Here is a 16,475-nt window from a genome sequence, read left to right as displayed (position 1 = left end):
GGAATAACAGGATCTTTTATCGGTAAATTTGATGTTCGTTTTACAAATCAACTCCCCTATGGGTATTTTCCAATGGAGTTGTACAGTTTTTGATGGCCTCAGCAATTAAAAGATTAAAAGCAGTAATAGAAGATGTATCTCGTTTGAAAAAATAGGTTACGAGCCCTTGTGCTGATTTTAATACATCATATTCAGGTTTGTCTAAGAAATCAGATTTATATTTTTCAATGGCTTGAGGCTCAGTCAATTTATCAAGATCATTTTTAACCTTAAGTAAAATAGCCGTTTTGAGCGCATCTCCGCTTAGCTTTCGTAGCTCTGGGCTTAATTTACTTCGATCAATATTTAGAGCATGAATGCGTCCTTTTACGTAGGTAGCATGCTCGTAATGTATCGCATCTCGTGTGATCATATCTGGATCATTGTGCTTCTCGGCCAGAATCTCTTGCCATTTTTGTTTCACAGTTTTATCTTCGCCTTCTGTTTCGAAGAGCGCATTAACTCGAACTAATACCGCATAAATGTTATTTACTAAAAGTTGTTCCTCATCATCAGTACGTTCCAATTTATGTTCTACTGCTTGTAAGATATCATCAAGCAATTTTTTCATTGGTTCAGAATTTTTTATGTCTTCATTTGTAAGTTCTTTAGCTATTACGTGATATAAAATCGGCTGCAATTCATCTAAATCGACTTTCGCTTTTTTATGTTTCATACATGCCATCTTATAGGCGAAATCATAAAGATTAAGAAAATAACAGAAAACCTGAAGGCATTTTTGAATTTCATGAATTTAAAAGAATCACAAGTTTTATAACAGGTTACCATTCATGTTGTAAAATTAGGGCAACCTGCTGTTTTGCGTCTCTGGGTTATGTTAATTTTCAACCACTTAAGAAAAATGAAGGGCTAAGCGGGCAGTAATCCCATTATCTTGTACCTGCTTGGCAAATTGTCCTATATAGGAGACAGTTAAAGAAACATCTTTATTCAACTGACGGGCGGCGAAGCCAGCATCAATTAAAAATGAGTCCCTTGCTAAAGGTGTTCCTGAGATTAAGAAGGATTGACTTCCGGATGCAAATGCATATAGCGTGTCTGGTGTTAAGTCATTGTAAGCATGTCTCCAACCCAAAAAGACTCTTTGATTCAGGTTATAATTTTTAGTTTGGAAAAGAAGGCCTTTCTCCCTTGCTCCTAAAGTAGTATAGAAAACATCCTCAGAACTATCGAATGATTTTAGGGCTGCTGCGCCACCTTGTTCCTCAAAACTATCTGCTTGAGTATGAATATAAGCGAGATTAACTAAAGGCTTTAAATGATAACCAAAGAGACCCAGGTTATAACCTAACTCTCCAAATACTTGGCCCGTGCGTGCATTATAATCGCCAGTGAGCTGATTAGAGAAGTAGGGGAAAGAAATCATCCGATTGCTTTCCAGATCATGCCAGCTGTAAGCTGCACCAGCATTTAACGAAAAATCACCCAGATGCGTATTCCCATAAATTCCGAGATGGTACGTACTGACATCCATATGCGAGTGTCGATTGTCCACATCAAAATCAGATACAGTATATCCACCAACGAGACCAAGTCGCGCATTTTCTCCTACATAGGTATCCCCGCCCAAAAATAATCCCCCGGTATTTCGATCTAAGGTAGAAGCATTGCCATTACCATTTAAATTACCCCAGCCCCCAAAACCGTGTGTCCAAATGTTAACACCACGCTCATTAATTATTTGATTTTGATTGATTAAATCTCCATCCATATAAGTGAATAAAGCATCGCGTAAATAACGGCTCTCTTCCACCAAAGCCCCCAAGCTCGAAGCATAGATTTCACCACTGAGATCATCTAATGCGGTTCGAATGGTTTGGGTATCACCCAAACTTGCAAATGCATTGAATAACCCATTACCCATGCCTAAGCTTTCTACCCCTGAGGCAACGGCAAATTGGTTGGGCGTAGCCGCAACGGAATTAAATGCGATAAAGTTACGTAGTACGGTAAGGTAAACATTATTTGCATCATAATCTAAAACAAAATTTAAAAAGGGCATATCTTGGTACAGTGCACTGTAGGTACCCGAGACGCCACTTGCAGTAGTGACTATCGTATAACGTGTTCCAATGTTATAGACACCAGGCTCTTTGGATACAGCAACAGCAGCTCCTGACTCGAGAGTTGCCGTAGTATCCACAGCAATTAAGTCAGATTGTCCTTGGGGATTAATTTCCACTTCATAGATTGATCCAGAGGCTGCAACATAGCTGGCCATTCCCAATGTACCAATTGAATTACCCGGTGCTATCCTGCCATAAACAAGAGTGTTCCCCACATGTCCCGTGCCTTTTAAGCGTCCAGCGGCATCCACAACGACATCCCCTCCAAGTAGTCCATTAACCACTACATCGCCAGAGTCAATTAAGAAGTTGCCAGAAAATCCGCTGGAATCACCCGATAGGGTAAAACTTCCGGATCCTTGTTTTACAAGCGCTCCATTCCCTAAAAATGTACCCGCAAAGGCCGTTGAACGGTAAGTTCCAAAAGTTAACTCCTGACTTCCCACATTGACTTGGCTGCCTGCAACTCCAGAAAGATCCCGAATAACTTGATCTCCCTCAGAAATATCGAAAACGGCGCTATTACCCAGGAGGTGTATGCCACTGCTGCTGGAGACATTACCGGTTGCAGCCATAAAAAGTGTACCGGTAATAATGTCTGTCGCGCCAGAATAGGTATTCACACCGGCTAAAGTTAAAGAACCTGCTCCTTCTTTCAATAAATCCCCTGTACCGAATATCGCACCCTGGATGGTAAGGTCGCTTACTGTGTCAAAAATACCATTGGAATTGAGGAATACGGCTCGATTCATTGTCACTGAATCGATTTTGGTTTGTAGTATGCCCCCGTAGCCATTAAAGGTTAAAGTGCCAAGGACATTACCTAACTGGGCATCATTAGAAATACTCAGTATTCCACCCAAAATAGACCAGGGGGTTAACTCATTAGTTGCTCCTGTCAAAGTCCAGGTGCTGTTATCTTTCTTGACATAGATATCAAAATTTTGAAACTGGGTACCTATATCATTGACATTGAAAGAATGACTTTCCGTTCCACCTAACGCTAAGGTTTCCACAGCGCTGTTTCCATTCGCCACCACATTGCCTAGAAAGGCAGAATTGGCATGTAATTCCAATGTATTAATACCCCCGGAAAATTCGACTGCATTGGCACGTACTGTATCGGTTCCATTCAATCCTCCGCTGATAAAACCATCATTTATCAAATAAACATTACTACCAGATACTCCAGTACCTCCTGCCCCGGACAGTGCATTAATGCCCGAACCTGCGGTACCGCCATGACCTCCTTGAATGACGCCTTGATTATAAATTAATGCTCCGGATTGGATATGGATGCCGCTCCCGCCTGAGCCACCATTTCCTCCGATACTAGCTCCCTCAATACCTCCGGGTGCGCTACTCCCATTACCTGAAAAGACGCCACCAGCACCACCGATTCCTCCAGTACCATTACCGCCCTCGCCACCATCTCCTCCATTAATGGTTCCAAGATTAAAGAGGGTACTCAAGGTCATATTAACACCATGGCCTCCATGGCCACCTGCTCCTCCTATACCGTTACCGCCATTACCTCCAAAACCGTTAGAAAAACTTGCAGTAAGCTCAGAAGCACCGCTTTCTTCAAGGGAGGTAGAGCCCCCATCACCGCCTTGACCACCAATACCATTCCCTCCATTGCCACCAGACCCACCTGCAATAGCACCTAAGTTAGACAAAACGCTTGCAGAGAGCGAAACTCCGATTCCTCCAGAGCCTGCAATGCCTCCTTGTCCCAGTCCGCCCGCGCCTCCAGTTTCACCATTTGCATTAAGATGTACCGTAGAATCCAGAATATATATTGAGGATTGGGAGACAGTAGCGGCAGAATTAGCAGCACCACCATTTCCGCCTGCACCACCGGTTCCGGCTCCGCCATTACTCCCGGCCCCACCGCTTATTAAGTTCGAATTTGTTAAAACACTCCTTGACATGTCAATACCTAAACCCCCATGTCCACCGGTTCCACCAATGCCAAAGCCTCCTGCGCCTCCCAAGCCTCCAGTCACATTGACCGTATTTACAGTTCCACTTACGTCACCCACTTCAATTGACGCATTGGCATTATTTCCCTGACCAGCTTGACCACCAAATCCGTCTCCTGCTATACCCCCGGTACCTCCTTGGATGGTGCTCGAATTGTTTAACACACTGGTAGACGCGGTAAGACCGATACCTCCATTGCCCCCCTTACCCCCTAAGCCATTGCCGCCGTTACCACCATTTCCCCCGTTCGCGGTTGAGCTGATATTTGACTCTGAATAAGATGAGCCCGTTGCAGTGGCTGTACTTGAAGCATTTCCTGCGTCGCCACCACTTCCTCCAGTGCCAATAGCCCCTGAACCGCCAGCTCCACCGGAAACGGTGTTTAAAATATTGAGGATGCTTTCGAACGCTTTGAGACCTAATCCACCAGAGCCTCCGTTACCACCGCTACCGATCCCACCTAAACCCCCGGTCCCTCCAAAGGAAGTTGAACTCTGTGTTAAAGTGGAACCTACATTATTATTAGACGAGGTCGTGGCCATTGCTTGATCACTACTACCCCCATTCCCACCTGTTGCTTCTCCTCCATTTGCTCCAGTACCTCCAGAGGTGGAAATTAATAAATTTGAGTTATTACTTATAATTTGGAGTCCAAACCCTCCACTTCCTCCATGACCTCCATCCGCATTTCCCCCGTCACCCCCTTTTCCAGTTATAGCCAGTGCTGTAATCACTATATCAGCAGTGGGTGCATTAGTATCTTCGACAGTAGCAATTGCATCAGCACTAACCACATTTTCACCATTGCCTCCCAGCGCCGGGCCTCCATTGGTTCCTGGACCACCTGTACCACCACCATTTGTACCAGAAATTCCACTGACTCCTACTGCAGAACCTCCCATCGAACCGTCGGGTGATTCTGCAAATGCTTCAGAGGAAATGACTTCAAATATGTAGGAGGAAAAGGAATTATTCCAATTGGTGAAGATTTCTTTTTCATCTTTTTTTTGCATTTGGGAATTAAGGATTTTCATTGTATGTAGTGATTGAAGCGAAGATAAGTTGGTCTTGCCTTCAGCTGCAGGAAAACCTTGTGCGATGCTAAATGGCGACATCAACAAACTACCGGCTAAAAATGAGTAGTGTAGCTCGGTCATTCTTTTTAACTTAGATAGATTGGACGGCTTTTTATTGGAATCCATTTTTTTAGACATACTTACTCCATGTAATATTTATTAAAGAAAACATTGACCCTAATGTATTTAACCATTATTTTTCAACACAATTAAATAATGGAAATCATTACTTTATCTGGTAAAAGAGTTAAATTTATCTCTAGGTAATAATTATTAGTCATTCAGATTCATTATGACGCGGTTAAAGTCAATTTAAGTGAGACCGCGTCATGAGCACCTTGATTTATTCCAATGATCCTATTTGGTGACGTCTGGATGTCAATCGATTCCTTTCTAAAAAAAGCATGACCATATCCAAAATCAACAGTGAGCTGATCCAGCAAATGGTATCCCATGGAAAAACCTGTAATGAGGCTGTCGCCAGGGCTGATTTGAAATCGCCCATTTGAGGGCGACTGATTATAAGTTCCTGCTACCCGGACCACCCATTTCGGAGACACTTGATAAATTGTCCCGAGTGTTAGCAACCAGCTGTTGTGAAAATGGTAATTAATGCGTGCAACTGGGACTATTAAAGCATGGGAGCCTACTTGAGTTGCAAAATGATGGATCGAAACCTCTTTAAAGATATTCCATTGGATGTACTGGACAGTACTTAAAAAACCTAACTTTTCATTGATAAAATGGGTTAGCGTCATGACGCTTCTTGCAGGCGTCCAGTATTTAAAATGGTAATCATCTGAAGAAATACTCTGCAAACCATTAAGTGTACTGCGCCCTTGTAAACGATAAGTGACTGCACTACGGTAATTAAAACCTAAGGCAGTTTTTTTATTGGGTTTCATGATCATTCCAACATCACCGCCCAAACTATGTGCTTGTGTGTCATTGATGCTGCTGCTCTCAGGAATATTCAAACGGGGTATGCCTGCAGCAATGGGCTCTTGAATGAGATGAGCATAAGTAAAATTTAAATTTCCACCTATTGCAAGAAATTGATTGATTTTAAAGGCAAGGGCGGGAATATAATCTATATTATGGGTTTGGTTGCGTGACAGGAAATAGCGAAGGATGGGTTGATTATCCAATTCCCGGTTAAAATCATTTGCAACCACAGCAAAACCGGCTACAACTCTTTCATTGATTGGGGTGCTAAGATACATGGAAGGCAAGAAAAAATTAGATCGTGTCGTAGTTGTTCCGGACTCAATCCTCCCTACAGAGAATGTTTGTGCGCTTCCAATAAATTCAAACTGCGCTTTGGCGAGGGTGCCAAGAAGAATAAATTGTCGATGAGGTGAAATCGTTAAACCCGCTGGGTTAAAGTAAACGGCAGTGGCATCTTTCACGACAGCAGCTCCAATTGTTTGCTCAATAAAAGAGGCATGTAACGATGTGCATGATAATAAAAAACCAAAGGTCATGCACTTCCTGAAGTCGATTAAGCTTGCCATGGACCTGATCGGTAAATTTGAGGGTATCCTACAATTTTTAAGAGTATTTTTTCAAAGAGTCAAGGGCGGATCGATTTAATTAACAAATAACTTTTGTTAAGACGTTTTCGTGCCTTTAGCCAAAAGCGAATCGTCCGCTTTACTTATTGGGTTTATCTAATATGCTTAAATAATAACCATAATTTATGAGTGCTTTAAGTTCCCTTACCCTAATTTAAGGAAAATCAATGCACCATAGTTTACCTTTAATATCAACCTTGGCTGCGGCATTGGGTTTATCATTACTGTTGGGGTTTCTAGCGACTAAACTGAAACTTCCCACCATTATTGGTTATTTACTCGCTGGAATTCTCATTGGCCCCTTTACGCCTGGATTTGTTGCAAATACTGCTCTGGCAGGAGAATTGGCAGAAATAGGCATCATGCTACTCATGTTCGGAGTAGGTCTTCACTTTTCATTTGAACAGCTTTTAGAAACCCGAAAAATTTCTCTTCCTGGTGCATTAATTCAAATTATTGTGGCGAGTTTAATGGGGGGAGGCCTGGCTTTATTTTGGGGATGGCACTGGGGTGCCGCTTTAGTTTTTGGTTTGGCATTATCAGTAGCAAGCACCGTAGTCTTGATTAATGCGCTCAAATCCTTTGATATTTTAAATACTAAAAACGGCCAAATAGCTATCGGTTGGCTTATTGTTGAAGATCTTGCTATGGTTCTTGCGCTGGTTTTTCTCCCATTGTTATCCGAATCGATGGGAGGGAATAGCAATGGCGCTCAAAGTAAAAGCTTGTTACTCGCTTTTGGCACCACATTATTAGAAATCGGCTCTTTTTTTATTGTCATGTTCATTTTCGGGCGATGGATGATCCCTAAATTATTGTGGCACATCGCTCGTACAGGTTCTCATGAATTATTTACATTAGCGATTATCGCTGCCGCAGTGGGAATTGCGTTTGGCGCCTCTAAAATTTTTAATATTTCCTTTGCTCTGGGTGCTTTCTTTGCAGGAATGATCATGCGTGAATCCAAATTCAGTTTGCGTGCCGCGGAGGAGTCATTACCTTTCCGAGATGCGTTTGCCGTATTATTTTTCGTATCTATAGGCATGTTGTTTAATCCCTTTGTTTTTCTACACCATCCCTTTCAGGTTCTGGCAGTAGCCTTGATTATTATCATCGGAAAATCAATCGCTGCGAGTTTTGTTGTTCTCTTGTTACGCTACCCCCTCAATACTGCTTTGGTGGTGTCAGCAAGTTTGGCACAAATAGGAGAGTTTTCCTTTATACTCGGCGGTCTAAGCGTGCAAATGAAATTGTTACCGAAGGAGGGATTGGAGCTGATTATCGCAGGCTCACTACTCTCAATTTGTCTTAATCCCTTCCTTTTTAAATGCATTAAGCCATTAGAAAAAAGGATAAACTCAAAATGTTCCTGGGTTGAATCAAAAGAAGAGTTTGATAACCCCTCAGTACAGGTGCCCTTAACGACAGAAGAAAAATTTCTATCTGGCCAAATTGTTCTTGTAGGCTATGGTCGCGTAGGAAAACGTATTGCCCGCTTCCTGGAGCGTCAAGGATTATCCTATGTGATTGTGGACCAGGATCGCAATCTCATAGAGGAACTGCGGGAAAAAAATAAACTGGCTGTGTATGGCGATGCGACAAGGCCTAATGGGTTGATTAAAGAACATATCGCTAAAGCAGGGATGTTGGTTATTGCTACAGCGGGATCGTTTAATATGAGACAAATAATCGATGTGACACTTAAAATTAACCCCAAAATAGAGGTTGCCATTCGCACGATTGATGAAAAGGAAGCATTACTCCTAAAACAAGAAGTTAAAGGAAAGTTTTTTTTCAATGAACGTGAGCTTGCCCAAGGAATGAGTCGTTATATATTATACCGTTTTGGTGTGAAATTTCCCGGTAAGCATTAATTGATTGGGTCGCATTTTTTAGAAAAAACCCGCTTAAATGGGCTCATTTTGATGCCTTGCAATGTAGGGTTCATATCTAAAGAGCATTTAGAAATTCTTTTAATGGCAAATGAATCCCATAAATAGAGATCCATTATAAAGTCCAGCTTCAAGAGAATGGTATTGGTATTATAATTCACCCTCCTATGGATGCCGCGAACAAGTCGCGGCAAGTAGGTGGGGTATGGATGCCGCGAACAAGTCGCGGCAAGTAGGTGGGGTATGGATGCCGCGAACATCGCGGCAAGTAGGTGGGTATGGATGCCGCGAACAAGTCGCGGCAAGTAGATTGGGGTATGGATGCCGCGAACATCGTGGTAAGTAGGTTGGGGTATGGATGCCGGGAACAAGTCGCGGCAAGTAGATTGGGATATGGATGCCGCGAACATCGTGGTAAGTAGGTTGGGGTATGGATGCCGCGAACATCGCGGCAAGTAGGTGGGGTATGGATGCCGCGAACAAGTCGTGGCAAGTAGCTCTGGAAGGAATTGCTCCGTCCTATTTTTTAAATTATGGCGACCATGTACCTGTAAGCCTGGCAGATTTGTTGCTTTCAAAACCTTTAAGATCATCTAAACTTCGGGACTTTTTCAAGAAACCTAATCGCTCTAATTTGGGACTTATTTTCGCAGAATCCGAGTGGGACAGAAAACACTTAACACCAAAGTCTGCAAGAAGTTCCATTTGTTCCGGTGGTAATTTGAGGCTGCCTTCACGAAATTGATGATATGTTTTCTGAGCATTGTCAGGATAAGATTTATCTGTCGTTATTTTAAAATCAATAAATTCTTGGATCACTTGAGGCAGATCTTGCGCTGTCAAAAGACAAGCACCTACAATAATGTCGAGAAATTTTTTGCCTTCACTGATTTTAGAAGTATCAATAAAGAGAGTGCGATTTATTGGATCTCGAACTTCAGTCAAGGAGAGTTGATGTGTTTCACCAGAAACTGTCGTGTGCGTGCGCAAACTTCCTTCTGCACTGGAGCGTTTTTCGTTTTGTAATTCTCTGCGATTTGCCAGATGTTTTACCAGTGGTCCTGATTCATCCCGCCCAAGGAGGGCATAATTGCGAGCGACGAATGAATCAACTGCTTGGGAGACAAGTGCAGTGAATTGTTCTTCACTTAAAATACAATCTGGATTTTGTTGATCAAAATTCAGTAGTTCACTCCATCTTTTTTGCTCGGCAACAGCGATAGCAACACTTACTTGCGCTTGTAACAGGGCGTGTGTCTTAATTTCAACAAGATTCAGCGTGTCGCGAATACCCTTAGCGGTTTGCAGTTGTTCCTGGAGTAGTGTGATTTCATTTTGAATTTCTTCATCGCTTTCATCTTCTGAAAGCTGGGCAAGATCGTCCTGGCATTCGCGAAGTTGTTTTTCCAATACGGGAATTTGCCGGACTTCTTCTGGAAGTGAATCCCATACCCACCGATCAAATAGATGATCAACCGAATCGAGAGTACGCTCATGATAATATAATTCTAATTGTCTTCCCCTTTCCCCGTTTGCACTTAGATATTTAGCCAAAGGAAATTGATCATGCCATGCCTGAAGCACTTTATCCCCTGCGATGATTGATTTATCCTCGCTTTCAGGAAGTGCTGTCAGGATGTATCCGATACCGGTTGGACCGCTCGCATCAACAATACCAATTAAAGTTCGGCAATCCAGAGCAGATTTTTGCATACCCGTTAAAGTTTCGGCATCGAAAAATCGCAGTTGTTTGTTGTTGTTGAGACAAAATTGAGGGTTTTCAGGAATCGTTTGGAGCACAGGGTCTACTAAAGAATCCACTTTTTCAAATAAACGTTTTGAATCTTTAATCTCTTTTTTTTGCAGCATGTTAATTTCTCCAGTAAAACAACTCGTTACAGAGCACTCCGCAGCTACTTATCTTTCCGGATGCATGAATCAGGTAAATGTGCCAAAAAATAGGGCTGACAGATAAGTAGATTTACATCTTAGCACGTTTTTAAATTTAAAATAGAGAGTGAAGTTTACTTTCCGCGGCTTCATTGAACTATGTATGAAGAGATGATAAAAAAATTACGTGGACTATTATATTGAGTTCTTAGCAAGTACTTAAAATCATAGTACCCTGGCCAGAATCCATAATTTTTTCTAAGGTTATTTTATGTCGGAACAACCCTCCAAGATAATCTATAACAAAACACCAGAATCCGCTGCCATGTTGTCCAATATCAAGCGTGCCCTGGCGATCACTGCAAAGATTAATCAATTGTCAATGGATGATGCCGAAGAAATTAGGGTCCTTTTTAGTGAACTCATTGGCAAAAAAGTGCACGAGAGCTTTTTATTAATTCCACCATTTTATTCGGTGGGGGGTGGCGAAATTTCTATCGGCCAGAACCTTTTCGTAAACCAGAATTGTACTTTCTATGATCTTGGTGGACTGAGCATAGCGGATAATGTGATGATTGGGCCAAATGTGAGTATTATCACAGCAAGTCATCCTCTTGAGCTGTCCCTTCGTCACACCACAACAATTGGCAAACCCATAGTGATTGAGGGAAATGTCTGGATAGCTGCAGGTGCAACGATTATAGGGGGTGTGACAATTGGTGAGAACTCTGTGGTAGCAGCGGGTTCTGTAGTCACTAAAAGTGTTCCCTCCAATTCCTTTGTTGGAGGAAATCCAGCACGGGTGATTCGATCAATTGAATAACTGTAACTTAAAAAATTCAACTATAAAAGCTGATTTACTTTCATTGGTGAAGATTTAATCCCTTCACTTATCACGATGTACGTCCTTAGATGGGCATTATTTATGCTATTATTAATATATGGTATTTTATAATTAAGATGTTCATATGGCCCAAATAGTCGGGGTAGTAGCCGCCCAAGTCGCATTGGATGAAGCCGATAAGATGTTACAAAGCCAGACTCAAAACCAATCCTCAAATAGCGATGATCAAAGCTTTTCTATGAGCGCTCCTTCAGGGGGTATGTTTTCAGATCCCCTGCAATCTGTTTCATCCATGTTGCCTGATAATTTAGATTCGGTGATGCAGATGGGAAGTGGAGGAGGACAGAATCAAAGTTCATTGCTTGACGAAGGAGAGGACGTGCTTCAACAAGGTGTGAGCATGGCCATGTCATTTGTAAAATAATATTATTTCCCTACTGAAATACAAAACTTTCTTCAGTATTAAATGCCCCACGCTTCACAAAGACCTGCATTTACCGAAAACGCGCTTAATGGTCTCAATTAACAGAGCCCTCTAATTCTAATGTTGGTTTCTCTCAAATTAATATCCAAAGTCTGAAACTGATAAAACATACAATAAAAATCAAGCCAATGGATAGTTATATGGGTTGTGAGCAGTTTTGGGATTTTCCTTTATAAAGATAATATTAATCATGATATTTAATGGGTTATCTAAAAAAAAAGATCTAAAAATTAGTGACTTAATATAATCTACCCCGCTTGCATCGTTTTATAAAAAATTTATAATCTCTTTTTTTAAATATAAATGGAGTTATTGGTGAATAAGATAGATTTGATTAACTTGATTGTTAGGAAAAAATTGAAAAAATTTGCTGCGGCGGAATGTTTTGCCCAGTGTGGTGTGCCCTGTGGTTTTCGCATCAACAAAATTTAAGGACTCGTGGTGTTACCAGCAATTAAAAGTCTCTTGAGCTACAGCAATCAAAAAGTTCTTAATCGATACTCAAGGGACTATCCTGACAATCAATTGAAAAGTGATGAAGCTTTCGCAGAATTAATGAAGTATTTTTGGCTTTCTCAAAAACATAAAACAGAGATCAGTGTTGATCCTCATAATGAGTCATTAAAATTTCACTGTGTCATCCATAAGGAAATGAGCGACATGGATGACATGTGGCACACATTCTTATTGTTTACTCAAGATTATTTAAATTTTTGCATGGAGTTTTTTGATGGATATATTCATCATACTCCCATAGGTGAAGAAGAACAAAAAGATCTTCTGCTTCCTGATTTCGAGTTAGAACTAAATCGATATTTATCCTACATTTACGATAATTTGGGTCAAGAGACCGTAGAAAAATGGTTTAGTTCTTTATTGGTCTAATCCATTTTACCCTTATGTAGGATAATCCAAAAGAGTCATATGAAAGGAAGCAGGGGACAATAAATTGAAGTGAGTTCTCTTTGCTTATTTCACCACATGCGGTTGAAGTGCCAATTTTTTAGTTTAATATAAGGCAATCCTTTGCCACAAAACTAATCCGTTTAATTCAGGTAGAATTTTTAAGTTTTTTGTTTGATGCAAGTTGTATGGCCGATAGTAGACTTATCAAGATTAGTCCATTTTCCAATCATTTGGCCATCTTGTCTCATGCTCTTTACTGAAATACCAATTTCTTCCATGTTGCGATTATTCCTAAAAGCAATAGAAAGTTGGTGTTGTTTTAAATCATAAATACCTGTCCCGGTAAAAGAAGTCCCATCATTGCATTTCGCCGTAAATGCATAGGTCTCTCCAGTTTTTTTGATCGATTCATCACAGGTAAACTTGGCTTTTGTATCATGTTCGGTACCTGTGCAGTTGTAATCTCCTTCAATATTGATGGATTTGTTCGATTGGGCAAATACGCTTGAACCCGCAAATAACGCGATTACAAATAAATATTTTTTCATCATTTTCCTAAATGTTATTATAATTCCAATAGGGATTTCTATTACCCCACTTCATGCGAGCATGTATTATATTTCAGATAAAATCCAACTTAAAGTGAGATGCCTGTATTTCATCTAGAAGAGAAAAACAGGATCAAGTAAACCAACAATTCTGATTTGCAACAGCCACCTAAAGGTTTTTCTTTCTACTCGAGGTAAGAAATATGGGTCACTGTTAAATGGCTTTTCTCAGGACCTACCCATAAAGTGAGGTTGTCTCCAACTCTTGCCTTCAATAATGTTTTGGCCAAAGGTGAAATCCAGCTTATTTTTCCAGCATGAATGTCTGCTTCATCTATACCCACAATTTTAACGCAATGAGTTTCACCTTGTTCATTCATGTATTGAACAGTAGCGCCAAAAAATACTTGAGTAAGACCCAATTGACGTTTCGGATCAACTATTTCGGCGGTTTCTAATCGTTTGGTTAAATAGCGGATACGTCTATCAATTTCACGTAACCGTTTTTTACCATAAATATAATCCCCGTTTTCCGAACGATCGCCATTTCTTGCTGCCCAACTGACCACTTTCACAACTTCAGGCCGTTCATGACTCACTAAATTGCGTAATTCATTTTGCAGCATTTCAAAACCAACAGGGGTCATATAATTTTTGAAGTGAGGCAACTCGGTTTCTGGGCGTTCTGGCTCATTATACTCATCATCTTCTTTTGTAAAAGCTTTACTCATAAAAAACTCCTATGATTACAGTCGTTAGAATTTTATTTTAATTGCATGCTTACGAGGAGATAAAATACTTCGAGATTAATTATATGCTCTATCAATTTTTGTATCATACTTTTCCTATCTCACCTAGCCTAAAACTTTATACCTCAACTTTTATGAGCATCTGTATGTGCGCGTTGCTAATCTTAGATGGTTTTTATTAAAGCACTGGTTTTAATACCTTGTTGCAGAAGTATTTTTATGGCAGGATACAGGCCGTCTTCAAAAGAACAGATAGAATTGAGATTGATGTCAATTCTATGTACCTATAGAAACTAGGCCGGATGAATATGGAACTACGTAGTCCTTCACATCCAAAGTATCGCCCAGACATTGATGGACTGAGGGCAATTGCAGTTTTGTCAGTGGTTATTTTCCACGCTTTTCCCAACTGGATTCAGGGCGGTTTTATTGGCGTTGATATTTTTTTTGTTATTTCGGGTTTTCTGATTTAAACCATTATCTTTGAAAATTTAGATAAAGGGACTTATAGTTTCACTGAGTTTTACACTCGCCGAATTAAACGCATCTTTCCCGCACTTATCTTAATATTAATGGCCAGTTATGCTTTTGGATGGATGATGCTGTTTGCTGACGAATTCAAGCAGCTGGGAAAACATATTGCCGGCGGTGCTGGGTTTGTATCCAATTTTGTCTTGTGGAAAGAGATAGGTTATTTTGATAACTCAGCAGAAACCAAACCACTCCTGCATCTTTGGAGTTTGGGGATTGAGGAGCAATTCTATATTGTCTGGCCAATTTTACTTTGGCTTGCCTGGAAATGTAAGTTTAATCTTTTACTGGTTACAGTTGCAGTGGCAAGTATTTCTTTCTGGCTGAATCTTCAAGGGATAAATCAGGATAGTCTTGCTGCTTTTTATTCTCCCCAAAATCGCTTTTGGGAACTTTTATGCGGCAGTTTACTCGGATGGCTTGTTCTCAATTACAATAATTTTTTTCTAAGTTTAAGTTCTCGTTTCCAGTCTATTATTTCTTTCATAGGCTTTTTTCTTTTGATTTATGGCTTTTGGCATATCAACAAAAACTTAAGCTTCCCTGGTACATGGGCATTAATTCCCACTCTTGGTGCCGTATTCATTATTGCAGCAGGGCCTCAGGCATGGATTAATCGTCAGTTATTGTCCCATCCAGTGATGGTATGGTTTGGACTTATTAGTTTCCCTCTGTATTTGTGGCACTGGCCTTTACTGTCTTTTCTGAGAATTGTCGAAAGTGGGATGCTTGACAGTATAACACGTATAACAGCCGTTCTTCTTTCAATCATCCTTGCGTGGGTTACGTTTCAATTTGTAGAGAGAAAAATCAGGTTTGGCGGACATAACACAATTAAAATGGCGGCACTGGTGCCATTAATGGTTTTAATTGGCTGTGCAGGTTACGCAACTTTTAAAAATGATGGTTTCTCTTTCAGGACTAAGGAAAGAGAGCAGTTTATAGCGCACTTTGAAAATAGTTTTCCAAAATGGAAATATCTTCGAGCCGTTAATCTTCCTAAAGAGTGGCGAGGTGAATGTGCTTTTTTTAATGGCAAAAAATATCGGAAGGATGGTCAGCTTGAGGGAGGTGTTGCCAACAGTAAACCCGTAGAGCGTCTTGATTCTAGTTGTTATGTTAGGGATTTACATTTTGAGAAATCAGTATTAATTTGGGGAGACTCCCATGCTCAGGCTCTTTCTCCAGGAATTGTCCATTATATCCCGAATAATTGGCAAGTGCTGCAAGTAGCTTCTTCTGGTTGTGCACCCAATCCCAATGTGGCGCTTCCCTCGACAACCAATCAGTGTGCTCAGTCTAATTACTTTGCCATGGAGACCATCCGCAAAACACGTCCGGATGTTGTACTTGTCGCTCAGGCTAAAAATCACTCAATTAAAAACATGGAAGATATTGGCAATAAATTACATCAGCTGGGTGTCAAAAAAATATTGTTTTTAGGCCCCACGCCCCAATGGACAACTGATTTGCCGAAGATTATTGCCCGGCAACTTTGGCTTACCCAACCAAAACGTACCCAATTAGGTCTTGATCAAAAAATCATAGAGAGCAACAAGCAATTATTACGAGAATTTAAAACGAGTAAGGAAGTACAATATGTTGATGTCATCGGATTTTTTTGTAATGAGAAAGGATGCCTGACTCATACCGATGAGGATATAAAAAGTTCAATTACTACGTGGGATTATGGTCATCTGACTCCAAATGCTTCTAGGTATCTGGGCAAAAATTTTCTTATTCAACAGATTATTTCTTGAGCATCACCTACGTCCCGCGACTACTCGCCTCGTCCAGCGACTACTCGCCTACGTCCCGCGGCTTGTCCGCGGGATCTAAGATTTAGACACCGCGGACAAGCCGCGGTGC

The 16,475-nt window shown here is 40.9% G+C and carries 12 protein-coding genes and 1 pseudogene; 6 read left to right on the top strand and 7 right to left on the bottom strand.

Going from position 1 to position 16,475, the window contains the following annotated elements:
- Nucleotides 1-40: 40 nt before the first annotated feature.
- From BU07_RS0111955 to BU07_RS0111945, 3 genes are all read right to left on the bottom strand, one after another.
- Nucleotides 41-715, bottom strand: coding sequence for a hypothetical protein (locus BU07_RS0111955; RefSeq protein WP_031566354.1), 675 nt, complete (start codon nt 713-715; stop codon nt 41-43).
- 177 nt (nt 716-892) lie between these two features.
- The gene (locus BU07_RS17815) at nt 893-5,326 is read right to left on the bottom strand and encodes an autotransporter family protein (protein WP_031566352.1); all 4,434 of its coding nucleotides are present in this window, start codon (nt 5,324-5,326) and stop codon (nt 893-895) included.
- Between the two features lie 152 nt (nt 5,327-5,478).
- A complete protein-coding gene (locus BU07_RS0111945) occupies nt 5,479-6,672 on the bottom strand; it encodes an OmpP1/FadL family transporter (protein WP_031566351.1) in 1,194 nt (397 codons plus the stop codon).
- Nucleotides 6,673-6,929: 257 nt separating this feature from the next.
- Between BU07_RS0111945 and BU07_RS0111940 the strand changes: the two genes are divergently transcribed.
- Entirely contained in the window at nt 6,930-8,636 is a 1,707-nt protein-coding gene (locus BU07_RS0111940; RefSeq protein ID WP_031566349.1) for a cation:proton antiporter, read from the top strand.
- Here BU07_RS0111940 and BU07_RS17635 read toward each other — a convergent pair.
- Together BU07_RS17635 and BU07_RS0111930 are read right to left on the bottom strand one after the other, a co-directional pair.
- On the bottom strand, nt 8,633-9,247 hold the full coding sequence (locus BU07_RS17635; RefSeq protein ID WP_147283308.1) for a hypothetical protein: 615 nt from the start codon (nt 9,245-9,247) through the stop codon (nt 8,633-8,635). The two genes, BU07_RS0111940 and BU07_RS17635, sit on opposite strands and share 4 nt — an antisense overlap.
- Nucleotides 9,186-10,523 (bottom strand): hypothetical protein, encoded by a 1,338-nt coding sequence (locus tag BU07_RS0111930; protein WP_031566347.1) that lies wholly within the window; start codon nt 10,521-10,523, stop codon nt 9,186-9,188. Before BU07_RS0111930 ends, BU07_RS17635 begins: the two co-directional genes overlap by 62 nt.
- A gap of 292 nt (nt 10,524-10,815) precedes the next feature.
- Here BU07_RS0111930 and BU07_RS0111925 point away from each other — a divergent pair, with 292 nt between their 5' ends.
- From BU07_RS0111925 to BU07_RS0111910, 3 genes are all read left to right on the top strand, one after another.
- Entirely contained in the window at nt 10,816-11,367 is a 552-nt protein-coding gene (locus tag BU07_RS0111925; RefSeq protein ID WP_031566345.1) for a sugar O-acetyltransferase, read from the top strand.
- Nucleotides 11,368-11,512: 145 nt separating this feature from the next.
- The gene (locus tag BU07_RS0111920; protein WP_031566343.1) at nt 11,513-11,812 is read left to right on the top strand and encodes a hypothetical protein; all 300 of its coding nucleotides are present in this window, start codon (nt 11,513-11,515) and stop codon (nt 11,810-11,812) included.
- 501 nt (nt 11,813-12,313) lie between these two features.
- Nucleotides 12,314-12,757, top strand: coding sequence for a glycine-rich domain-containing protein (locus BU07_RS0111910; RefSeq protein WP_031566341.1), 444 nt, complete (start codon nt 12,314-12,316; stop codon nt 12,755-12,757).
- Nucleotides 12,758-12,936: 179 nt separating this feature from the next.
- On the opposite strand, the gene BU07_RS0111905 is transcribed toward BU07_RS0111910, so the two are convergent.
- Nucleotides 12,937-13,329, bottom strand: a complete 393-nt coding sequence (locus BU07_RS0111905; protein WP_133134472.1) for a hypothetical protein — start codon at nt 13,327-13,329, stop codon at nt 12,937-12,939.
- Nucleotides 13,330-13,511: 182 nt separating this feature from the next.
- Nucleotides 13,512-14,057 (bottom strand): transcription elongation factor GreB, encoded by a 546-nt coding sequence (gene greB, locus BU07_RS0111900; protein ID WP_031566339.1) that lies wholly within the window; start codon nt 14,055-14,057, stop codon nt 13,512-13,514.
- Between the two features lie 320 nt (nt 14,058-14,377).
- On the opposite strand from greB, the pseudogene BU07_RS17715 reads away from it, so the two are divergent.
- Together BU07_RS17715 and BU07_RS17710 are read left to right on the top strand one after the other, a co-directional pair.
- Nucleotides 14,378-15,376 (top strand): annotated as a pseudogene (locus BU07_RS17715) (acyltransferase family protein); the annotation flags it as partial.
- A 69-nt stretch (nt 15,377-15,445) separates the two neighbouring features.
- Nucleotides 15,446-16,366: an SGNH hydrolase domain-containing protein gene (locus tag BU07_RS17710; RefSeq protein ID WP_341273454.1), complete on the top strand. Its 921-nt coding sequence runs from the start codon at nt 15,446-15,448 to the stop codon at nt 16,364-16,366.
- The last annotated feature ends 109 nt before the right edge of the window (nt 16,367-16,475 follow it).

Origin of the sequence: Legionella wadsworthii DSM 21896 = ATCC 33877 (assembly GCF_000701265.1) — a bacterium.
GTDB lineage: Bacteria > Pseudomonadota > Gammaproteobacteria > Legionellales > Legionellaceae > Legionella > Legionella wadsworthii.
The sequence above is the reverse complement of the archived record's forward strand: the minus strand, read 5'-3'. Positions and strand labels throughout refer to the sequence as shown.